Source organism: Bacillus sp. LL01, from assembly GCF_001037965.1.
This window is the reverse complement of record NZ_LFEL01000002.1, coordinates 202,982-223,422: the sequence shown is the minus strand read 5'-3', so window position 1 is coordinate 223,422 and position 20,441 is coordinate 202,982. Positions and strand designations below refer to the sequence as shown.

The following is a 20,441-nucleotide window of genomic DNA, read 5'->3' as shown; positions in this document are numbered from 1 at the left end:
TATTGCTTGGATAAACCTTATCAGCATTCTATAATAAGAATTGTGAAGTAGAGGGGGATTGGGGAACACACCCCTCCCTCTTTTCATGTTTTTAACACTAATTTCCTTTCAAGGGAGGCCGTTCAAGATGAACAAGAAAAGTATTCGTGACATCGACGTCAAAGGCAAACGCGTATTTTGCCGCGTGGACTTCAACGTACCGATGAAGGATGGACAAGTATCAGACGAAACCCGTATCCGTGCTGCATTGCCAACAATCAAGCACCTAGTGGATAACGGCGCAAAAGTCTTGCTTGCAAGCCACTTAGGTCGTCCAAAAGGGCAAGTAGTAGAAGAGCTTCGCTTAAACGCAGTAGCCTCTCGTCTACAAGAGCTTCTTGGAAAAGATGTAACAAAAGCGGATGAAGCTTACGGAGATTCCGTAAAAGCAATCGTAAACGAAATGAGCGAGGGAGACGTTCTTTTACTAGAAAACGTACGTTTCTACCCTGGAGAAGAGAAAAATGATCCAGAACTTGCGAAGGAGTTTGCGGAACTTGCAGATGTGTATGTAAATGACGCATTTGGCGCTGCTCACCGTGCACATGCTTCCACAGAAGGTATCGCCCAGCACTTACCGGCAGTAGCAGGCCTCTTAATGGAAAAAGAATTAGAAGTACTAGGAAAAGCCCTTTCCAACCCGGAACGCCCATTCACGGCAATCATCGGTGGAGCAAAGGTTAAAGATAAAATCGGTGTCATCGAAAATCTTCTGAACAAAGTGGACAACCTGATCATCGGTGGTGGACTTGCTTACACGTTCATCAAAGCGCAAGGCTACGATGTTGGAAAATCCTTATTGGAAGAAGATAAAGTCGATCTTGCTAAATCCTTCATGGAGCAGGCAAAAGAAAAAGGCGTTAACTTTTACATTCCTGTGGATGTAGTGGTTGCCGACGATTTCTCAAACGATGCAAACACAAAAATCGTTCCTATTGACCAAATCCCTAGCGACTGGGAAGGACTTGATTGCGGACCTAAATCCCGTGAAATCTACGCGGATGTCATCAAGAACTCCAAGCTTGTTATCTGGAATGGACCAATGGGAGTATTCGAACTAGAAGCATTTGCTGGCGGAACAAAAGCAGTAGGTGAAGCCTTAGCAGAAGCTACCGATACATACTCTGTCATCGGTGGAGGAGACTCTGCGGCTGCTGTTGAAAAATTCAACCTCGCAGACAAAATGAGCCATATCTCAACTGGTGGCGGCGCGTCCCTAGAATTCATGGAAGGCAAAGAACTTCCAGGAGTAGTGGCGCTGAACGATAAGTAATACAAGTATATTTCTTTTGTACTAAAATAGTTTCTAGCTGGTGATTGGAGCAAAAGGCGAAGACTCCAGCGGGAAGAAGGGACAGGGGAGACCCCGCTACGAAGTGAGGAGGCTCCCGGACCGCCCGCAGGAAAGCGAAGCCATTTGCGGAAATCAACAGCGGCGAATAACAGAAACTATATTTATTTTTAATCCCTATAGACAACCCCAACCCCGAAAGGATGGATACCATGCGTAAACCAATTATTGCTGGTAACTGGAAAATGCACAAAACACTCTCCGAAGCAACAAGCTTCGTGGAAGAGGTAAAAGGATTAGTACCTTCGACTGACAAAATCGATGCAGTAGTATGTGCACCAGCACTATTCCTAGAGCGACTTGTTTCAAATGTCGAAGGCCGCGACCTTCAAATCGGTGCCCAAAACATGCATTTTGAAGACAGCGGAGCATTCACAGGCGAAGTGAGCCCTGTTGCATTAAAAGATATCGGCGTATCCTACGTCGTGCTTGGTCACTCCGAGCGTCGTGAAATGTTCGCTGAAACAGACGAAACGGTCAACAAGAAGACTCTTGCTGCATTCAAACATGGTTTAACACCAATCGTATGTTGCGGTGAAACGCTTGAAGAGCGTGAGTCCGGTAAAACGAATGACATCGTTGGTAACCAAGTGAAGAAAGCTCTAACAGGCCTAACTTCTGATCAAGTGAAAACGACTGTTATTGCATATGAGCCAATCTGGGCAATCGGAACTGGCAAATCTTCCACAGCTGAAGATGCAAACGAAGTATGTGCGCACATCCGTAGCGTCATCGCTTCCGAGTTCGACCAGGCTGCAGCAGACGCGGTACGTATCCAGTACGGCGGTTCTGTAAAGCCGACGAACATTGCAGAATACATGGCTCAATCTGATATCGATGGAGCACTAGTTGGAGGCGCAAGCCTAGAGCACCAATCTTTCTTACAGCTTTTGGAGGCAGGTAAGAATGACTAAAAAACCAGTAGCATTAATCATCTTAGACGGTTTTGCGATACGCGGTGAAACAACCGGTAATGCGGTTGCGCAAGCAAACAAACCTAATTTTGATAAGTTATGGAGCACCTATCCGCATGCGCAGTTGATTGCAAGCGGGGAAGCGGTAGGACTGCCGGAAGGACAAATGGGCAACTCCGAAGTTGGCCATTTGAACATCGGCGCCGGTCGCGTTGTGTACCAAAGCTTGACACGTGTGAACGTGGCGATCCGTGAAGGGGACTTTTATGAAAATGAAACTTTCCTGAACGCGATCCACCATGCAAAAGAAAAAGGAACCAACCTGCACATTTTCGGTCTGCTTTCCAACGGAGGCGTGCACAGTCACATCCAGCATCTCTTCGCACTTCTAAAGCTTGCAAAAAGAGAAGGCATGGACCGCGTGTATATACATGGATTCCTTGATGGCCGTGACGTTGCACCAAAATCTGCTCCTGATTTCCTCGAACAGCTGAACGAGGAGCTTCTCGAACTAGGTATCGGAGAGATAGCAACCATTTCTGGTCGCTACTATTCCATGGACCGCGACAAGCGCTGGGATCGTGTAGAGAAATCCTATCGTGCCATGGTGTACGGCGAAGGCCCTAGCTACAACGATGCAATGGAGTGTATCAATGACTCCTATAACAATGGAATCTTCGATGAGTTCGTCATTCCGTCTGTTATGACAAAAGAAGATGGCAGTCCTGTAGCAACCATTCAGGACGAAGACGCCGTGATTTTCTATAACTTCCGTCCTGACCGTGCCATCCAAATCTCTAATACGTTCACGAACAAGGACTTCCGCGCCTTTGACCGTGGACTAAAGCATCCGAACAACCTTCAGTTTGTATGCTTTACACACTTTAGTGAGACAGTGGATGGTTACGTCGCCTTCAAACCGGTAGGAATGGACAACACATTGGGCGAAGTGTTATCCCAAAACGGCTTGAACCAGCTTCGTATCGCTGAGACGGAAAAATATCCGCACGTGACGTTCTTCATGAGTGGTGGACGTGAGGATGCCTATCCTGGAGAAGAAAGAGTCCTTATCGATTCTCCGAAAGTGGCAACCTATGACTTGAAACCAGAAATGAGTGCATACGAATTAACGGACGCACTTTTAGCAGAAATAGCCGCCGATAAACACGACGCAATCATCCTGAACTTCGCAAACCCTGATATGGTAGGGCATTCCGGAATGCTTGAACCAACCATCAAGGCAGTAGAAGTGACAGACGAGTGCCTTGGGAAGGTAGTCAACGCTATCCTTGCAAAAGACGGCGTGGCAATCATCACGGCAGACCACGGAAACGCTGACGAAGTCGTAACGACAGAAGGCAACCCAATGACTGCCCACACCACCAACCCAGTACCAGTGATCGTCACAAAGAACGGCGTACAACTCCGCGACGGCGGAATTCTTGGTGACCTGGCCCCAACTGTGCTAGACTTACTAGGGGTGGACAAACCATCTGAAATGACAGGAAGTTCTTTAATCAAAAAGTAACTTTCTTTAACTAATGTAATAGCGAATCCCTGTTGATTGTAGTGGAAGCCGCTTGACTCCCGGACCGCCCGCCGGAAAGCAAGCGGCTGAAGCGAAAATCAACCGTACAACGTTGTATAAAAATATATTAAAACCCAAAAGGAGAGTTACAAACATGCCAATTATCTCTGATGTTTACGCACGCGAAGTCTTAGACTCCCGTGGTAACCCAACAATCGAAGTAGAAGTTTACACAGAATCCGGAGCTTTCGGACGCGCACTAGTTCCAAGTGGAGCATCCACTGGTGAATACGAAGCAGTAGAACTACGTGACGGCGACAAGTCCCGCTACCTTGGAAAAGGTGTTCAACAAGCAGTAGAAAACGTAAACGAGATCATCGCTCCTGAACTAGTAGGTCTTTTCGACGTACTTGAGCAAGTAGCAATCGATGAAGCGCTAATCGACCTTGACGGTACAGAAAACAAAGGCAAATTAGGAGCTAACGCTATCCTTGGGGTTTCCATGGCAGCAGCTCGTGCAGCAGCTGACTTCCTTCAAATTCCTTTATACCAGCATCTTGGCGGATTCAACTCCAAAACGCTTCCAGTACCAATGATGAACATCATCAACGGTGGAGAGCACGCGGACAACAACGTGGACATCCAAGAATTCATGGTAATGCCTGTTGGAGCTGAAAACTTCAAAGAAGCACTACGTATGGGTGCAGAAATCTTCCACGCACTTAAATCAGTATTAAGCGCTAAAGGCTTAAACACAGCTGTAGGTGACGAAGGCGGATTCGCTCCAAACCTAGGATCTAACGAAGAAGCTCTTCAAACGATTATCGAAGCAATCGAAAAAGCTGGTTACAAACCAGGAGAGCAAGTAATGCTAGCTATGGACGCTGCAGCTTCTGAGTTCTTCAACAAAGAAGACGGCAAATACCACCTTAAGGGTGAAGGCGTTGTTTACACTTCTGCTGAAATGGTGGACTTCTACGAGAAGATGGCGGACAAATACCCAATCATCTCCATTGAAGACGGCTTAGACGAAAACGACTGGGAAGGTTTCAAACTATTAACAGAACGCATCGGAAACAAAGTTCAATTAGTAGGGGACGACCTATTCGTAACAAACACAAAAAAATTGGCTGAAGGTATCGAGCGCAAAATCGGTAACTCCATCCTAATCAAAGTGAACCAAATCGGTACACTTACTGAAACTTTCGAAGCAATCGAAATGGCTAAACGCGCAGGCTACACTGCAGTAATCTCTCACCGTTCTGGTGAAACAGAAGACAGCACAATCGCTGACATCGCAGTAGCAACAAACGCTGGCCAAATCAAAACAGGTGCACCATCCCGTACAGACCGCGTAGCAAAATACAACCAGCTTCTTCGCATCGAAGACCAGCTTGGTAGCACAGCTCGCTACGAAGGACTACGTTCTTTCTATAACTTGAAGAAGTAATTTCTTCTATCGAGGACCCGACTTAGGTTGGGTTCTTTTTAGTTTACGTTAATTCCTAGCTGTTGATTGGAGCACAAGACGAAGACTCCTAGGGGATGTAGCGGTAGGTTGAGTCCCTAAAGAGACATTTCTCCAATTACTTTCTTTAGCGACATTACAAAATATGGATTCTCGATAATTTGAAGAGTTTTTTTGAATAATCGTGAGCGTTTTTCGTATAATTGGAGCATTTTTTGTATACTTTAGCTCGTTTATTGGCTATTTCCTTCTGTGAGCTGAAATTTCATTTCGATCCTCGAGTAAGTAGCTTTGTTAAACGGACAACCATCCCTCTCATTTCCTCTTGTCCCCCTTGTCATAATGTGGTATATTTAATATAATCACAGATGTGCGTTCCGCAGGAGGTGTAGTTTACATGACGTTATTTCTAACTATTTTACTTATTATCGTAGCAATCTCTTTGATCACAGTAGTACTACTTCAATCAGGTAAAAGTGCAGGTCTTTCAGGAGCAATCTCCGGTGGAGCAGAAACACTTTTCGGCAAACAAAAAGCACGCGGCCTAGACCTTGTTCTACACCGTGCGACAGTCGTTCTTTCTGTATTATTCTTCGTCCTGACACTGTCCATTGCATACTTCGCATAATAAATAAAACCACTTTCCAACCTGGAAAGTGGTTTTTTGCTTCCTTACATAAAAGAAAAGCCCTGGTCACTTTACGACCAAGGCTTCTTTGTTCAGTTCACTTGTCTCCTGGAGGAAGGTTTTCACCTCTTCGATAGAAATCCCATAAGCTCTTGCCAGCGTCAATAGCTCCACCCATTCCATATCCATTTCTTCGCTCAAGCCTCTTCTTCCTCCTTTTTGCTAATAGTCTTCTTGGCACCCTGCCACTTCTGAAACTCCATGTACTCCTTGAAGTGAATAAAGTCCTCCTTGCTCATTCCCTCCGCAATTGCCCGCTGCACCAACCGTCTCCATTCCTCATCCAGCACCTGTACACCCGGTTTATCGGTCTCCGATTCCCCGTTCAATAAAAAATCCAAGTCTGTTTCAAGCGTAACGGCGATCTTATTCAAAAACTGGAGAGAAGGATTCGTCTGGATATTCCTCTCCAAATAACTCAAATAAGACTTCGACACACCAGCCAGTTCCGAGAGTTCACTCAATGAATAGCCCTTCCTCTTCCTCAACCTCTTCAAGCGCTCACCAAGCATACTCGTCCCCTTAACATCTTATGACGTATGTTCATTATATAGCACAATTAATTCTTTATAAAAAACGTAAAGTTAAGGAATTTTGAGATAATGGGAGGAAATTACATCAAACCGTTCTTTATTGAGAAAATTTGAACTAATTTGAGGTTTCCCAGTTGTGAACTAGGTGTTTTATACTACGTATTGTAAGGTTCGTTAATAAGAACGGACTAAAACATTAGGGGAACGGGGAGGAATTTAAATGAGTTTGAAAAAGAAACTTGGTCTAGGTGTCGCTTCAGCTGCATTAGGTCTTTCATTAATCGGTGGGGGTACATATGCATACTTTAGTGATACAGAAGTAAATCAAAGTACTTTTGCTGCAGGTACACTTGATATTAATGTTCAAGGTAATGATACAGCTAATGCTATTATCAATGTGTCAAACCTGAAACCTGGTGATTGGATGGAAAGAACGTTCAAATTAAATAACACTGGTACTTTGGACGTGTCAAAAGTACTTTTAACATCACAATATACAGTAGGTGATACCAACGGAAATAACAATGGTGCAGATTTAGGTGAACATATTCAAGTTCAATTCTTAGTTAATAATGATAAAAAAACAATAGTGGTTCATGAAACAACTTTAAAAGCACTCAGTGAATATGATGCAGTGGATAGAAACATCCTTGGGTGGGCCCTAGGTGGAGAGCCTGATGGATTAAAAGCAGGCACATCAGATACTCTAACAGTCATATTCAAATTTATTGATAATGGACAGGACCAAAACGTGTTCCAAGGAGATTCACTAACATTAAATTGGACATTTGATGCGAAACAAACTGCAGGAAGAGCTAGGTAGCTACTTATGGAAGGGTAAGTTATTCTTACCCTTCTGAATTTTATTTTTTATAGGAGCTTTGCTAAATTTAGAGCAAATTTCCTATAAAAAATAAAGATAAAGGGTGAAGATCAAATGAGAATAACCCGGAAGAGGAAATATAAAAAACTGTATAATGGCGTAACATCTGTGCAAATTTTTGTTATTCTATATGTATCATTAATTAATGCTTCAATAATTACTACCACTACTGAAGCGCAATTTAATAAATCAATTACTACACAAAATTTCATTCAAGCAGGCCACTGGTACGACGGCAGCATATTATCCTTTATCGATAAACCCACTCAAAACATAAAAGCCTGTGCCCCTATGGAAATTAATGTTCGTCTTAAAAACACCGGTTTTAGCATGCTCGATTCCACTACATACGAAGTTTATTACTCAAACAATGCAAACGGAAACCCTAAACAAACAGGTAGCAAAATAGCTGAGGGAGTTTTGAATCCGTTGTCCCAAAATGAGATTGGATCTCTAAATTTCACTGCTGAAAAAGATGGAGCGTATATGTTTAAGCTCTTCCAGCGGCCGGAATTTAAAGAATCAGGTAATGTAAATAGTATTGAATGGAGTGAAAAAGTAATAATTAATTGTATTGCCGCAAAAGAAGAAGAGGAGTTAGAAGAAAAATCTACTGAAGAAGTAGAAAGTGAACAATCTGACGATAAAGTAGATTCTAACATAAGCAAAGAAGCTGAAAATGAGAAAGATGATGAAAGTACTAAAGACGTTGAACAAAAAGAAATGAATAAAAGTCCAGATGTAAAAGATGAACAAAAAGATGGTAAAGAAGATGTGAAATCAACTGAAGAAGCGAAGAAAGAAGAAGATTCAGCAGAAGAGATTGAATCGGATACTAATACAGATGAGACAGAAAATAATCCAAAAGACTCCGAAGAGGTTCCTCCTAGTAACGAACCAGATACAGAAAACCAAGACCAATCTAACTAGAGGTGAAAAACATGAAATGGAAAACAGCAAAAAAGTGGATTAGTAACCTAGTAACCACTCTACTATTCATAACACTTATCTTCATGGTCTTCGTCGTCATCTCCACCAAAGCATCCGGAGGAGAACCGCAAATTATGGGTTATCAGCTTAAAACTGTGCTATCCGGTTCGATGGAACCAGGCATAAAAACAGGTTCGATAATTGCTGTTAAGCCAGGTGGAGATATGAAACGCTTCAAAGAGGGGGATGTCATCACCTTCAAACAAGATGAACACGTTCTGGTAACGCATAGAATTACTGAGGTTATCAATAGTGGTGAACATGTACTCTACAAAACGAAAGGAGACAACAACAATGCAGAGGATAGCAGTCCGGTTCTGTCCGAGAACGTTGTTGCGGTCTACACAGACTTTACTATTCCTTATGTAGGATATTTTATCGAATTCGCTAAATCCCAACTGGGTAGTGCGTTGTTAATGATCTTGCCTGGAGTATTGTTGTTCGGTTATTCCATCTTCTCAATCTGGCAGACTATTGCTCGAATTGAAAAGCAGCAAAAGCAGCTGGAGGATACAAAATCGGTTAGTTAATTGGAGTGGGATATTCTCACTCTGAATTTTTTAAATGGGGGAGTACAATGAAATACTTAAGGTGGTTAAGTATCGCTTCCATATATTATTTGTTGATGTTCATGGCGGTGTTAGTTCCTTTTGGGAGTACGGTTGCATCGGAGGATGTAATGGAAATTGATATAATCACGACTCCGGAGAAGGTTTTGTTCGATGTTCAGAATATGAAACCGGGGGATTGGGCGGAAAGAGTGCTCGAAATCAGCAATGGTGGAAAAGAGGACTTCAACTATATTATTTCTTCCAAGCTTAAATCAGGGGATAAGAAGCTTTACAATGAATTGAAACTAACTATAATGTCAGAAGATAACAAAGAGCTTTTTAATGGAACGCTTGGTCAATTCAATAAGCTAGATCCGCGTGAAATTAAAACAACAGATAAGGAGAAGCTTACCTTCCAGGTGAATTTTCCTGCAGAGCTAGGGAATGAATTCCAAGGGCTAACGTGTGAGGTGGAATTCAAGATTTATGCAGAGGGCACGTTTGGTGGACTTATCCCAGCTGAGAACGGGATTAAGTTGCCGAATACTGCTACGGACACTATGAACTTTGTGGTAATAGGTGGGGCGTTGTTAGTAATAGGTTTAATTGTATTACTCATGTACAGATTAAGAAGAGCAAATCTAGAAAAATAATAAAAATGGCGGCGAGTATCATGATCCCGCTGTTTTTTTATGGTTGATAAAACTGCAATATTGTTCTTTATATTGAAAAATAAATTTCTTTATACAAAACAAAAAACTGCGAATTCAAGAGATAAAGCGAGCTTTACGTAGAATAATGTTCTTAATTACGCAAAAAAGCAGTATTTTGAATATTTAAAAAGAACAGGTACTACTCTATACTCAAGGTGTAGTTCATTATAAAGAACCGAAAAGTTGGGATGGAAGTTGGTGAGGTGTCCTTGATCCAGAAGTGTTTGGTTGTTTTAGTATCGGCCTTTGTACTTATTTTTGCTACAACTCCTTTATCAACAAAGGCAGCCGATAAAGAAAAGCTCTACATAGAACAAGGGGAACAGGTTGCATTGTTTCATCCGATGAAATTAGCCCCTTCAAGAAAGATGAAAGAGAAAGTTATCACAATAACGAACAAAAATGAAAACTCGTTGGAAATAGCTTCAAGCTTTGAATTCTACTTGGAGAAGGAAGGTCTGGATCAACAAAGATTACAAGGGATGCTGGGATATTATGAAATGAGTGCGGAGATACGACATCTAGGAATAGTCCATATGATTGATTGGACAAGCCTTTCAGAAGTAGATGACAAAATACGGGCACTACAGTTGAAATCACTTCCATCTAAAGAATCTTTGGAGATTTTCTATTCCATCAGGCTTCTGGAAACAGCCCATAACGACTTTCAAGCTGTTACACTGCATGGGGAATTAATGATTGACTCTCTGACTGATAAAAGCCAGGTGGAAACAGTTGTGAAGGATAAGGAAGAGAAGAGTGAAAACTCGCTTCCCAAAACGGCTACAGAAACCTGGACTTATATGTACATTGGAATATTGTTGTCCATTGGAGGAGCGGCTCTATTGATCTACTATTCTATCAGAGGGGTTCAGAGGAAAAGAGGGAATGTCTATGGGGGATAAGCTCAGTAATACTAAGAAATTATATTTGTCACTGCTTGTTGTTTTCGCGACTATCTATGCTGCTAGCTTTCTCATTGCCGATACCTATTCGCACTTTACTACTGAGGTGAAGGTGGTAGGCGAACTCGTTACCGAAGAGGATTTTAATATTCCACTACCTCCTCAAGAGGAAGCGGTAGAAGAGCAAGTGGAGGAAGAAGTTGTAAAAGAAGAACAGAAAGAAAATAAAGAAAGCAGTGAAGAAGTAGCTGTAGAAGAAACTGAAATTGAAGAATCAACGGAACCTGTTACAGGAGAAAAGGTGGAGGAAGACTCCCAGCAAGAAGCAGGGGATGATTCAGAGGAAAAAGAAATTGAAGAGTCACCTGATGATTCCACAGAGGAAGATTCAACCGATGAAAGCTCTGAAGATGAAAAAAATGAGAATAAGAACTGATGCAAATCAGTTTTTATTTTCACTCTTATGTTCTTAATATAAAACGAATTGATTCTTAATAAAAAAGGAGTGGTAGTAGTGATCAAGCGAATAATGAAAGTCCTCTCCACCCTTATCCTAGTTTTTCTGGCAGTAGCGGCAGGGCTTGTCATCTTCTTTGTCTCCCAATCAAAAGGGGACATTGAAAAAGTACCAAGTGTTTTTGGGTATAAGCCACTCACGATTCTCTCCAACAGTATGCAGCCGGTTTTTGAAGCGGGGGATGTCATTTTGATAAAACCGGACCAGCAACCCGCCGTCAGGGATGTGATTACCTTCAAACACCCTGAGGGGATCTTGGTTACGCATAGAATCATTGATTCAACGATAGAAAATGGTAAGACATTCTACATTACACAAGGTGATAACAATAATATTGCTGATGATGTAAAGGTATCGCCTGAAAGTGTTTTGGGGGTTCAAACGAACATTATTCCAGGGGCTGGCCATGTTGCCAAATTCGTCTCTGGACCCATTGGCTTCATTTTACTGATTGGGATCCCAATCTTCTTGTATTTATTGATTGAGATCTTCCAGAGAACAGGGATTATCAGAACTGACAAAAAAGAAGAAGTTTCTAACTGAGGGATCAACAAATAGAGTTTTACTCTATTTGCCACTATATAACCAAATTAGCAAAGGGGATGTTTTTGAATGGCGAACATGAAGAATGTCAAAAAAGCGTTAATTGGGACAGCACTTGCTGGAACATTAGCAGTTGGGGCAGGGTTTGGTACATATTCTTGGTTTACTAGCCATGCAGCAGTTACAGGAGAGGTGCAGAACTCGCAGTTGAAGATTGAAGGAAGCGGATTCAGCGAATTCACATTTGAAAGAGAAGCATTCACTCGTCTTGCTCCTTCCCGTACAGTAATGACGGATTTCACCATCTCTAACGACCATGGTGGGGATATGACGTTTGAGGATGTGGTTCTTCGTGGACAGCTGAAGTTTGCTGTAAACAATAAGGGAGATCTTCTAACTTCCGATAATATGCACAGAGCTTTCCCACGAAATGGGACATATGAAGGGCTAGCTGCATACACCCTACAGGAAGCTTTAGAACAGTATCAGTTTACTTTCACTTGGGGAGACACAACTAAAACAATGTCCGGTTGGGACTGGTACAACAATGGTGAGGATTTCCTAGAGGAAATGACGCTTGCTAATGGAGAAGATCTGGAAGTAGATGTAGAGGTGAAGCTCCATGAGGATGCTAACAACAACCTTCAAGGTGCTACTCTGAGACCGGTTGTCATGGTAGATGCGAAACAAATTGACTTCGGAGCATTATACGAAGACGAAATGTAATCGGTAATTTTCACGGTGGAAAATATTAAATGGTCGGGGAGGAAATAAGGTAATGGCAAATATTAATAAAGTTAAAAAGGCTGTTATGGGAACAGCTTTAGCAGGAGTATTAGTAGCAGGTGCAGGTTTTGGAACCTATTCATGGTTTACAGACAGCACAGAAGCCCAAGGGCAAGTGAAAAATGCAATCGTGGAGATTGCTGGTGGAGGACAAACAACATTTGACTATTCTTCCGGCTACCTAGCTCCTAGTCGTTCTCTAATCGCAAAAGAGTGGAAAACTATAGAAAATAATAGTACAGATCGTCGAATCAGCTTGAATGCAAGCTTTACAGGGAAGCTGTATGGTGATTCTTCTGATATCGACTTCTCTCAATATAAATCTACTGCATTGTTTGTTTTTAACAAGGAAGCAGGCGGAGTTCAGGATGCAGAATTCATTCACTCTTCTTTAAAAGAATATTTAGAGGAAGATGATATGAGTAGCCTGGAGTTTGAGAAGATGATTCAAGAATTTTACGGAGCAAAAATGGAGATTGTTGTAATTGAAGGAGAACAGGATGTTGAGTTACTGGGAGAAACATTAGAAGGTACTGAAAAACCTGTAGCTGCAATCGTAAGTGCTGACTATATCGAAGCACAACTACAGAAAGCTAGTGTTCAATCCATTAGTGCAATGTCCCATGAACCAGTAAAAGTGATGGAAAAAGGAATTCTATTTGGTGAGATAATCAACCGTCAACATTATGTCCACGTTCTTTTCGGAACTAGCCTGAAAGCTACAGCTGGAAACGATTATCAAAATGCGAAGATGGATTTTTCTATTGACTTAGAGGCGAACCAATTAGACCGCGTGGCTGGGACCAACTAAATAAGTTAATGCTTTAAAAATTCGTTCATTTACCACTACACACACACTGAATGAACAGTAGGAGGGCTCTTATGTACACGAAAGTTTGTCCGACATGCAGTCAAAAGTCTTTTAGCAGCTGCTCGACGTTTAATTGGGAATGTCCTGTATGTGCGACAGATCTAACTCCGCAATATGCAGCAGTTGCTGGCGGCTCCGTGGTAAAAAGGGCCCTACCATTTACTAAGCAATTAACATTTGTTATCAAATCGTGGAAAATAAACCAACAAATCTAATGTAAATAAAAATAATCGCTGACACTGGTCAGCGATTATTTGTTTTCCTGATTTATTTTCCATTTATTAAACTCTAAGAATTCTCTGAATTGATCCTTGGTTACACCGGAGTCCATGGCCTCTTTAACGAGGGTGGCCCATTCTCGGTCAAGGTTTTCTTTTGATTGGGTTTCGTCTTCATCATGTAGAAGCGTGTTCATGGATACTCCTAATACAGAAGAGACTTTTTCCAGGAATTGAACGGAAGGATTGGATTGTAGATTCCGTTCGATGGAACTAAGGTATGATTTAGCCACGCCGGCGCGTTCGGCTAATTCTGACATAGACATTTTTCGTTGTTCTCTATATTTTTTAATTCGTTCACCAATCATGGCTTTCACCTTCCTATCATGCATATTATAGCATATAACGAAGGGATTGTTTGATATTTAGAACAAAAAATACGTAAATATTCACAAAATTAAAGCTTAAATGATGAATGATTGCGATAATTATGTAAGAAATCTCTAATTTCAGCAGAGGAAATACCCATCTCTAGTGCGTTTGTAATTAGATCTACCCACTCCTCGTCTAAATTTTCTGTCAAATTTACCGGTACGTTTTCCATCATCCTTTTCCCTCCTAAAATACTTTGGTATTTCAGGCAGCCCAGCCATCTTAATTCGTAAAAGTATTTATTCTCTTTTACACAATCTTAGATCTGTTGACTTTGCGTCCTTGCTTTTCAGCAAGTTTGCCTTTGACTGTTGTTTCGAACAATTCGATATACAACTTTGGTATTACTACCAATGACCTTCCTATACCCCAAATTTATTATAAAATAACTATTTATGGAATGTTGCAGATTGATGTCGAATGGCTCAAATTATTTTAATAAAATGCTTTCAGGAATAAAAGTTTAATAAATATGAATTTCGAGGTGGTATAGAGGGGATTTCGAATAGTAAAAAGGGCTATTTCAATCCTGGATTTTGTTGAAGGAAAACATTATTTTTGTCGATTGTCTCCTACAAAACATTCATTTTTGATGCATCTTCAAAACATACCCCCTTAAACGTTAACCTACCTACGAATAACCGTTGATCAAACCTCCCCCAAAGCTATTCCACCCCCTTTATGGTAAAATGTTCTTTTCGGACTAATCATATCTGATATTTGACTAAAAGTTGCATACTATAAATACATGAGTAAGAAAGGATGTTCTATCGTGATGAAAGTGAAGTTGCCACAGCCTTTTACGTTTGAAGGTGGGGATCGTGCGGTATTGATGCTGCATGGATTTACAGGAAATTCTGCGGACGTGCGTATGATGGGCCGTTTCTTGGAGAAGAGAGGGTATACTTGCCATGCGCCGCAGTATAAAGGGCATGGTGTGCCGCCGGAGGAATTGGTCCATACTGGTCCTGAGGATTGGTGGGAGGATGTAATGGAGGCCTATCAGTTTTTGAAGGATAAAGGCTTTGAAAGCATTGCGGTTGTCGGGCTTTCGCTTGGTGGTGTATTTTCCTTGAAACTGGGTTACACGGTTCCGGTGAAGGGTATTGTGCCTATGTGTGCGCCGATGTATATCAAGAGTGAGGAAATTATGCACCAGGGCGTGTTGGAATATGCGCGCGAGTTCAAGCGCCGTGAAGGAAAAAGCGTGGAACAAATCGAACAGGAAATGAAAGAATTTGAGCAAACACCGATGGGGACGCTGAAATCGTTGCAGGAATTGATTGCGGACGTACGGAATAATGTAGATATGATCTACACGCCGACGTTTGTGGTACAAGCCCGTCACGATAACATGATTAACACGGACAGTGCCAACATCATTTACAAAGAGGTCGAATCGGACGATAAGAAAATTAAATGGTACGAAGAATCCGGTCATGTCATCACCCTAGATAAAGAGCGCGAGCAATTGCATGAAGATGTATACGAGTTTTTAGAATCGCTGGATTGGTAATACTAATAATATGAAGCTTTTGGGCCTATCTCTTTTAGTGATTTAAAATTACACGATGTTCAATTGCAGTAACCTAGCTGTTGATTGAAGCGATAGGCGTAGACTCCTGTGGGAGGAAGGGACAGGGGAGATCCCGCAACGAAGTGAGGAGGCTCCCGGACCGCCCACTGGAAAGCGAAGCCTAGTGCGTAAATCAACAGCGGTGAATAACGAGCTCTCACGAAAAGTACTTAGTTAATAGGAAGAAACCCGAAAAAGGGGAGGAATATTTTATGGAAGAAATCATTCAACAACACGTAGACAAACTTCTTTCCTACATGAAAGAAGAAGCCTACAAACCACTAACCACAAAAGAATTGGAACAGGCCTTTGGCATAAAAGACTCAGAGGAATTCAAAGATTTCGTAAAAGCTTTAGTGTACATGGAAGACCAGGGGCTCGTAGTACGCACACGCAGCAACACCTATGGCCTACCCGAAAAGATGAATCTGATCAAAGGAAAAGTAATTGGCCACTCCAAAGGCTTTGCATTTGTCATGCCGGAAGAGGCAGATATGGATGATGTGTTCATACCACCGAATGAGCTTAATAACGCGATGCACGGAGATATCGTGCTTGTGCGTGTAAGCAGGAAAGCTGCCGGAGACTCACGACAGGAAGGTACAGTCATCCGTATTGTCGAGCGTGGGGTCAAGGAGATTGTTGGTACATATACCGAAAGTAAGAGCTTTGGCTTTGTCATTGCAGACGACAAGAAAATTGCCAATGATATTTTCATCCCGAAAAGTGCTAGTAATGGCGCGGTGGAAGGACATAAGGTCGTTGTAAAATTGGTCACGTATCCTGAAGGACGCCTCAGTGCGGAGGGAGAAGTTATCCGTATCCTTGGACATAAGAATGACCCTGGTGTGGATATTTTGTCAGTCATCCATAAACACGGCCTGCCACAGGAGTTCCCAAAAGAGGTGCTTGACCAAGCGAATGCAACACCAGATGAGATTGATGAAAAGGATCTGGGGGACCGACGTGACCTTCGCGACCAGGTGATCGTGACGATTGACGGAGCGGATGCAAAAGACCTGGATGATGCGGTAACGGTAACGAAGCTAGATAACGGCAACTACAAGCTTGGCGTCCATATCGCGGATGTAACGCATTACGTGACGGAAGGTTCACCGCTTGATTTGGAAGCACAGGAACGCGGGACAAGTATTTACCTGGTGGACCGAGTAATCCCGATGATTCCTCATCGCCTGTCCAACGGTATCTGCTCGTTGAATCCGAAAGTGAACCGCCTCACCATTTCTTGTGAGATGGAGATAAATGATGCCGGTGAAGTCGTGAAACACGAGATTTTTCACAGTGTAATCAAGACAACGGAACGTATGACTTATACAGATGTCAAAAAAATTCTAGTTGATAAGGACGAGGAAGTAACGGCTCGTTATGAAACCTTGGTGCCAATGTTCCACCTAATGGAAGAATTGGCTGCTGTCCTTCGCAAAAAACGGATGAACCGTGGCGCAATCGACTTTGACTTCAAAGAGTCCAAAGTAATAGTGGATGAAGAGGGTGCACCAACGGATGTGGTCCTTCGTGAACGTTCTGTTGCCGAGCGCCTGATCGAAGAATTCATGCTTGTAGCGAACGAAACGGTTGCCGAACATTTCCACTGGATGAATGTACCGTTCATTTATCGTGTCCATGAGGATCCGAAAGAGGAGAAGCTGCAACGGTTCTTCGAATTTATCACCAACTTCGGTTATGTGGTAAAAGGGAAAGGCAATGAGATTCACCCGCGTGCGCTTCAGGAAGTGATTGAGGCAGTTCAAGGAAAACCGGAGGAAATGGTCGTTTCCACCGTCATGCTTCGTTCCATGAAACAAGCGAAATATGATGAGGAAAGCCTGGGACACTTTGGTCTATCCACGGAGTTCTATACCCATTTCACATCACCGATCCGCCGTTACCCTGACTTGATCGTGCATCGTCTGATTCGCACCTATCTGATTCAAAAGAAACTGGATGCGAAGACCCAGGAAAAGTGGAGCGACAAGTTACCGGAAATCGCCGAGCATTCCTCCAACATGGAGCGCCGTGCGGTAGATGCTGAGCGTGAAACCGATGAACTGAAGAAGTCCGAGTACATGCTTGATAAAATTGGCGAAGAGTACGATGGCATCATCAGCTCTGTTACCAATTTCGGAATGTTCGTCGAACTGCCAAATACCATTGAAGGTCTTGTCCATGTAAGCTATCTGACGGATGACTATTACCGCTACGATGAGCGTCATTATGCGATGATTGGGGAACGTACGGGTAAAGTGTACCGCATTGGGGATGAAATCACCGTTCGTGTCATCAACGTCAATAAGGATGAGCGTTCCATTGATTTTGAAGTGGTTGGTATGAAGGGGACTCGTCGCCCTGACAATAAGAGTGCACCAAGAGTTATTCAAAGCGAACGCAAAAAACCTGCCAAAGGTCGCAGCCAGAAGCGTAAAGACGAAAGCAATATCGATGATTACACGTTTGAAATTGGCTGGACGACACAAGGGCCGAATAATAAAAAGAAAAAGAAGAATAAAAAATTCTTTGAAAATGCGCCGAAACAGAAGCGTAAAAAGAAGAAGTGATAGGATTTCAGAATGTGGAGAGCCTTTTTCCAAGAGAAGGCTCTTCTTTCTTGTAGTGGGGTGATGGATTTGGTAGAATATCACTACCGCTAGTAAAGAAATCTACATTGCCGTTGGCAGCGAATGAAGCCCCAAAAAGGTACAAGTAAAGAAATCCGGGAGTCATAGAGCGTGTATGAAACCCGAAAAGAGGTATAGAGAAGAGTTCCGGGAGTCATAGAGCGTGTATGAAACCCGAAAAGAGGTACAGAGAAGAGTTTCGGGAGTCATAGAGCTTGTATGAAACCCGAAAAAAGGTGCAGAGAAGAGTTTCGGGAGTCATAGAGCGTGTATGAAGACCGAAAAAAGGCACAGAGAAGAGTTCCGGGAGTCATACAGCGTGTATGAAACCCGAAAAGAGGTACAGAGAAGAAATCCGGGAGTCATAGAGCGTGTATGAAGACCGAAAAAAGGCACAAAGCAGAAATTCGGGAGTCATACAGTAACATTAGATTGAAAGGGGGAATCATCCATGCCAAAAGGTGCAGGCAAGGTCATAAGTACCAACAAGAAAGCCAATCACGACTTTTTCATCGAACAGACTTATGAAACAGGAATGGTGCTGCAAGGAACGGAAATCAAATCGATGCGCGCCGGTCGTGTAAACTTGAAGGATTCCTTTGCACGCGTGCAGAACGGCGAAGTATTTTTGCACAACCTTCACATCAGTCCGTACGAACAAGGAAACCGTTACAACCATGATCCGCTTCGTACACGCAAGCTGCTTCTTCACCGCAAACAGATTAATCAGCTGATTGGTCTTACAAAAGAAGAAGGGTATGCCTTGGTACCTTTGAAAATTTATCTGAAAAATGGCTATGCCAAGCTGTTGATCGGACTGGGTAAAGGGAAAAAGAAATACGACAAGCGTGATGATCTGAAAAAGAAAGAAGCGAAACGCGATATTGAGAGAGCGTTCCGTGAACGTCAAAAGGAATAGTGCAGTGGATTTTACAGTAACTTACAATTGCAAAGTTATGTGAATGTGCTATAATAAGGATGTCGCTAAGATAATAGCGGCGCTTTGATAATTGAATAGCCAACTGATTGGCTTGATTATCTTCCCGTAGAACCTCGTTGTTTGCTCTTTGTTGATTTAAACTTCAACAGGGACATTTTAATCGAGGGGACGTTACGGATTCGACAGGGATAGTTCGAGCTTGGGTTGCGAGTCGGGGGGATCGTCCTCGTCATCAACGTCAACGCCAATATAACTGGCAAAGAAAACAACAACTTCGCTTTAGCTGCTTAATAACAGACTATAGCGGTTCCTCCCTCCATCGCCCATGTGGTAGGATCAGGGACTCACTCTAAGTGGGCTACGCCGGAGATCGCCGTCTGAGGTCAAAGGAAGAGAACAACCAGACTAGCTGCCAGGATGCCAGTCAATAGGCGGAACGGTCAGCGAAATACTAATATATTGACTACACTCGTAGATGCTTAAGTGGCGATGTTTCTGGACGTGGGTTCGATTAATTATTAGTCGCCTTGTATGGCAACATACAAGTGAAAATCTGGCTTTATCGGTGAAACCTAAGTCGTTTTTAGAGCGATAAGGCAATGCCGAGCGGTATGTGGAGTAATCCAACAGCCGTGTATCGACTCATAGGTTGCCACATACGTGGTAATACTAGGATGCGAAATCTCTGGTTGCAGTAGCAACTAAAAAACACGATTCGCATAATACGCCAGAGGACCTCAGTACCGAGGTTCAAGATATAGTCAGTGCCATGACGAAAGCATGGAACAGCATGTCCCACCGTCTCCATTTTAATGATAAAAGACCGCACAGAGTGTGGTCTTTTTTATTTAGAGTTTGAAAAAATTATCTTCAAAAGAAAGTTTCAGCTTTAAGTCTTTAGCATTATATTTTCCATTCCTTTTTGTAACCTTATTATAGTTATTTAAAATAAATTCAGCCCTTTCTCTTTTTACATTAACCCTTAAAAACGGGTAAATATTTTCTAACAATAAGAATACTTCACTCTTAATTTTCACATTTAGAGTAAAAGATTCTTTATGTTTTTCTGGATTATAATTCTTTTTATTTATTATTGTGCCGCCTGCTAAAGATCTTATATATTCTAGTAGTTCGTAATCAGTGGAAGATATGGTAATACAAGGCCTTCTGTGTTCTCTTATATGCATCCTTGATAAAGTAATGCTTCCTTCCCCATCAATAATTCCGGCAATATATGTAGCTTCCCAATCTTGCATTACATCTCCTCCTAAATTTAATTAGGCGCAATATAATTTCTTTGTCATTTCCATCCATAACCGCTATACTACTTCCAAACAGAGTACATAAAGGAGGCCCACC

General features: G+C 42.3%; 23 protein-coding genes, 1 other RNA gene and 1 riboswitch. Of the genes, 19 read left to right on the top strand and 5 right to left on the bottom strand.

Annotated elements, in window-relative coordinates; all coding sequences use genetic code 11:
- Nucleotides 1-127 precede the first annotated feature (127 nt).
- The 5 genes from AB685_RS07600 (at nt 128) to secG (ending at nt 5,928) form a co-directional block, all read left to right on the top strand.
- Nucleotides 128-1,312: a phosphoglycerate kinase gene (locus AB685_RS07600; protein WP_047969991.1), complete on the top strand. Its 1,185-nt coding sequence runs from the start codon at nt 128-130 to the stop codon at nt 1,310-1,312.
- A gap of 230 nt (nt 1,313-1,542) precedes the next feature.
- The gene (tpiA, locus tag AB685_RS07595) at nt 1,543-2,304 is read left to right on the top strand and encodes a triose-phosphate isomerase (RefSeq protein ID WP_047969990.1); all 762 of its coding nucleotides are present in this window, start codon (nt 1,543-1,545) and stop codon (nt 2,302-2,304) included.
- Nucleotides 2,297-3,832 carry a 2,3-bisphosphoglycerate-independent phosphoglycerate mutase gene (gpmI, locus tag AB685_RS07590; RefSeq protein ID WP_047969989.1) on the top strand — a complete coding sequence of 512 codons (1,536 nt, stop codon included), beginning with the start codon at nt 2,297-2,299 and terminating at the stop codon, nt 3,830-3,832. The genes tpiA and gpmI overlap by 8 nt, the downstream gene beginning before the upstream one ends.
- 154 nt (nt 3,833-3,986) lie before the next feature.
- Nucleotides 3,987-5,282 carry a phosphopyruvate hydratase gene (gene eno, locus AB685_RS07585; protein WP_047969988.1) on the top strand — a complete coding sequence of 432 codons (1,296 nt, stop codon included), beginning with the start codon at nt 3,987-3,989 and terminating at the stop codon, nt 5,280-5,282.
- A gap of 415 nt (nt 5,283-5,697) precedes the next feature.
- A complete protein-coding gene (secG, locus tag AB685_RS07580) occupies nt 5,698-5,928 on the top strand; it encodes a preprotein translocase subunit SecG (RefSeq protein ID WP_047969987.1) in 231 nt (76 codons plus the stop codon).
- A 66-nt stretch (nt 5,929-5,994) separates the two neighbouring features.
- Here the strand turns inward: secG and sinI are convergent, their stop codons facing one another.
- Entirely contained in the window at nt 5,995-6,129 is a 135-nt protein-coding gene (gene sinI, locus AB685_RS30215; protein WP_082153551.1) for a DNA-binding anti-repressor SinI, read from the bottom strand.
- Entirely contained in the window at nt 6,126-6,500 is a 375-nt protein-coding gene (locus AB685_RS07575) for an XRE family transcriptional regulator (RefSeq protein ID WP_047969986.1), read from the bottom strand. Before AB685_RS07575 ends, sinI begins: the two co-directional genes overlap by 4 nt.
- Nucleotides 6,501-6,741: 241 nt before the next feature.
- Between AB685_RS07575 and AB685_RS07570 the strand changes: the two genes are divergently transcribed.
- From AB685_RS07570 to AB685_RS07525, 10 genes are all read left to right on the top strand, one after another.
- Nucleotides 6,742-7,344: a TasA family protein gene (locus tag AB685_RS07570; RefSeq protein ID WP_047969985.1), complete on the top strand. Its 603-nt coding sequence runs from the start codon at nt 6,742-6,744 to the stop codon at nt 7,342-7,344.
- 114 nt (nt 7,345-7,458) lie between these two features.
- Nucleotides 7,459-8,334, top strand: a complete 876-nt coding sequence (gene tapA / locus AB685_RS07565) for an amyloid fiber anchoring/assembly protein TapA (RefSeq protein WP_047969984.1) — start codon at nt 7,459-7,461, stop codon at nt 8,332-8,334.
- 11 nt (nt 8,335-8,345) lie between these two features.
- Nucleotides 8,346-8,924 (top strand): signal peptidase I, encoded by a 579-nt coding sequence (locus tag AB685_RS07560; protein WP_047969983.1) that lies wholly within the window; start codon nt 8,346-8,348, stop codon nt 8,922-8,924.
- 47 nt (nt 8,925-8,971) lie between these two features.
- On the top strand, nt 8,972-9,598 hold the full coding sequence (locus AB685_RS07555) for an LPXTG cell wall anchor domain-containing protein (protein ID WP_047969982.1): 627 nt from the start codon (nt 8,972-8,974) through the stop codon (nt 9,596-9,598).
- 248 nt (nt 9,599-9,846) lie between these two features.
- Complete coding sequence (locus AB685_RS07550; RefSeq protein ID WP_047969981.1) at nt 9,847-10,563, top strand: LPXTG cell wall anchor domain-containing protein; 717 nt, start codon at nt 9,847-9,849, stop codon at nt 10,561-10,563.
- A complete protein-coding gene (locus AB685_RS07545; protein ID WP_047969980.1) occupies nt 10,553-10,999 on the top strand; it encodes a hypothetical protein in 447 nt (148 codons plus the stop codon). The genes AB685_RS07550 and AB685_RS07545 overlap by 11 nt, the downstream gene beginning before the upstream one ends.
- Nucleotides 11,000-11,077: 78 nt before the next feature.
- Nucleotides 11,078-11,623 carry a signal peptidase I gene (locus AB685_RS07540; RefSeq protein ID WP_053073752.1) on the top strand — a complete coding sequence of 182 codons (546 nt, stop codon included), beginning with the start codon at nt 11,078-11,080 and terminating at the stop codon, nt 11,621-11,623.
- A 69-nt stretch (nt 11,624-11,692) separates the two neighbouring features.
- Nucleotides 11,693-12,349 (top strand): hypothetical protein, encoded by a 657-nt coding sequence (locus AB685_RS07535; RefSeq protein ID WP_047969979.1) that lies wholly within the window; start codon nt 11,693-11,695, stop codon nt 12,347-12,349.
- Nucleotides 12,350-12,401: 52 nt separating this feature from the next.
- Nucleotides 12,402-13,220, top strand: a complete 819-nt coding sequence (locus AB685_RS07530) for a hypothetical protein (RefSeq protein ID WP_047969978.1) — start codon at nt 12,402-12,404, stop codon at nt 13,218-13,220.
- A gap of 71 nt (nt 13,221-13,291) precedes the next feature.
- Entirely contained in the window at nt 13,292-13,495 is a 204-nt protein-coding gene (locus AB685_RS07525) for a hypothetical protein (RefSeq protein WP_047969977.1), read from the top strand.
- A 35-nt stretch (nt 13,496-13,530) separates the two neighbouring features.
- On the opposite strand, the gene AB685_RS07520 is transcribed toward AB685_RS07525, so the two are convergent.
- Both AB685_RS07520 and AB685_RS30210 read right to left on the bottom strand, forming a co-directional pair.
- Nucleotides 13,531-13,866 carry a helix-turn-helix domain-containing protein gene (locus tag AB685_RS07520; protein ID WP_047969976.1) on the bottom strand — a complete coding sequence of 112 codons (336 nt, stop codon included), beginning with the start codon at nt 13,864-13,866 and terminating at the stop codon, nt 13,531-13,533.
- An 89-nt stretch (nt 13,867-13,955) separates the two neighbouring features.
- Nucleotides 13,956-14,105, bottom strand: a complete 150-nt coding sequence (locus AB685_RS30210) for an anti-repressor SinI family protein (protein WP_082153550.1) — start codon at nt 14,103-14,105, stop codon at nt 13,956-13,958.
- Between the two features lie 29 nt (nt 14,106-14,134).
- Nucleotides 14,135-14,243, bottom strand: a riboswitch (cyclic di-GMP riboswitch).
- Nucleotides 14,244-14,705: 462 nt separating this feature from the next.
- Here AB685_RS30210 and AB685_RS07515 point away from each other — a divergent pair.
- The 4 genes from AB685_RS07515 to ssrA all read left to right on the top strand — a co-directional run bounded on the left by AB685_RS07515 (nt 14,706) and on the right by ssrA (nt 19,596).
- Nucleotides 14,706-15,446 carry a carboxylesterase gene (locus tag AB685_RS07515; RefSeq protein ID WP_047969975.1) on the top strand — a complete coding sequence of 247 codons (741 nt, stop codon included), beginning with the start codon at nt 14,706-14,708 and terminating at the stop codon, nt 15,444-15,446.
- Between the two features lie 272 nt (nt 15,447-15,718).
- Nucleotides 15,719-18,082 carry a ribonuclease R gene (rnr, locus tag AB685_RS07510; protein WP_047969974.1) on the top strand — a complete coding sequence of 788 codons (2,364 nt, stop codon included), beginning with the start codon at nt 15,719-15,721 and terminating at the stop codon, nt 18,080-18,082.
- 511 nt (nt 18,083-18,593) lie between these two features.
- A complete protein-coding gene (smpB, locus tag AB685_RS07505; protein ID WP_047969973.1) occupies nt 18,594-19,061 on the top strand; it encodes an SsrA-binding protein SmpB in 468 nt (155 codons plus the stop codon).
- A gap of 193 nt (nt 19,062-19,254) precedes the next feature.
- Nucleotides 19,255-19,596, top strand: a transfer-messenger RNA (tmRNA) gene (ssrA, locus tag AB685_RS30205).
- 334 nt (nt 19,597-19,930) lie between these two features.
- On the opposite strand, the gene AB685_RS07500 is transcribed toward ssrA, so the two are convergent.
- A complete protein-coding gene (locus AB685_RS07500; protein WP_047969972.1) occupies nt 19,931-20,338 on the bottom strand; it encodes an LAGLIDADG family homing endonuclease in 408 nt (135 codons plus the stop codon).
- Between the last annotated feature and the right edge of the window lie 103 nt (nt 20,339-20,441).

What these genes read in the sequence shown, in the direction of transcription:
- AB685_RS07600 (WP_047969991.1), top strand. Translation starts at nt 128, where the DNA reads ATGAACAAGAAAAGTATTCGTGACATCGACGTCAAAGGCAAACGCGTA.
- tpiA (WP_047969990.1), top strand. Translation starts at nt 1,543, where the DNA reads ATGCGTAAACCAATTATTGCTGGTAACTGGAAAATGCACAAAACACTC.
- gpmI (WP_047969989.1), top strand. Translation starts at nt 2,297, where the DNA reads ATGACTAAAAAACCAGTAGCATTAATCATCTTAGACGGTTTTGCGATA.
- eno (WP_047969988.1), top strand. Translation starts at nt 3,987, where the DNA reads ATGCCAATTATCTCTGATGTTTACGCACGCGAAGTCTTAGACTCCCGT.
- secG (WP_047969987.1), top strand. Translation starts at nt 5,698, where the DNA reads ATGACGTTATTTCTAACTATTTTACTTATTATCGTAGCAATCTCTTTG.
- AB685_RS07575 (WP_047969986.1), bottom strand. Translation starts at nt 6,500, where the DNA reads ATGCTTGGTGAGCGCTTGAAGAGGTTGAGGAAGAGGAAGGGCTATTCA.
- AB685_RS07570 (WP_047969985.1), top strand. Translation starts at nt 6,742, where the DNA reads ATGAGTTTGAAAAAGAAACTTGGTCTAGGTGTCGCTTCAGCTGCATTA.
- tapA (WP_047969984.1), top strand. Translation starts at nt 7,459, where the DNA reads ATGAGAATAACCCGGAAGAGGAAATATAAAAAACTGTATAATGGCGTA.
- AB685_RS07560 (WP_047969983.1), top strand. Translation starts at nt 8,346, where the DNA reads ATGAAATGGAAAACAGCAAAAAAGTGGATTAGTAACCTAGTAACCACT.
- AB685_RS07555 (WP_047969982.1), top strand. Translation starts at nt 8,972, where the DNA reads ATGAAATACTTAAGGTGGTTAAGTATCGCTTCCATATATTATTTGTTG.
- AB685_RS07550 (WP_047969981.1), top strand. Translation starts at nt 9,847, where the DNA reads ATGGAAGTTGGTGAGGTGTCCTTGATCCAGAAGTGTTTGGTTGTTTTA.
- AB685_RS07545 (WP_047969980.1), top strand. Translation starts at nt 10,553, where the DNA reads ATGGGGGATAAGCTCAGTAATACTAAGAAATTATATTTGTCACTGCTT.
- AB685_RS07535 (WP_047969979.1), top strand. Translation starts at nt 11,693, where the DNA reads ATGGCGAACATGAAGAATGTCAAAAAAGCGTTAATTGGGACAGCACTT.
- AB685_RS07530 (WP_047969978.1), top strand. Translation starts at nt 12,402, where the DNA reads ATGGCAAATATTAATAAAGTTAAAAAGGCTGTTATGGGAACAGCTTTA.
- AB685_RS07525 (WP_047969977.1), top strand. Translation starts at nt 13,292, where the DNA reads ATGTACACGAAAGTTTGTCCGACATGCAGTCAAAAGTCTTTTAGCAGC.
- AB685_RS07520 (WP_047969976.1), bottom strand. Translation starts at nt 13,866, where the DNA reads ATGATTGGTGAACGAATTAAAAAATATAGAGAACAACGAAAAATGTCT.
- AB685_RS30210 (WP_082153550.1), bottom strand. Translation starts at nt 14,105, where the DNA reads ATGATGGAAAACGTACCGGTAAATTTGACAGAAAATTTAGACGAGGAG.
- AB685_RS07515 (WP_047969975.1), top strand. Translation starts at nt 14,706, where the DNA reads ATGAAAGTGAAGTTGCCACAGCCTTTTACGTTTGAAGGTGGGGATCGT.
- rnr (WP_047969974.1), top strand. Translation starts at nt 15,719, where the DNA reads ATGGAAGAAATCATTCAACAACACGTAGACAAACTTCTTTCCTACATG.
- smpB (WP_047969973.1), top strand. Translation starts at nt 18,594, where the DNA reads ATGCCAAAAGGTGCAGGCAAGGTCATAAGTACCAACAAGAAAGCCAAT.
- AB685_RS07500 (WP_047969972.1), bottom strand. Translation starts at nt 20,338, where the DNA reads ATGCAAGATTGGGAAGCTACATATATTGCCGGAATTATTGATGGGGAA.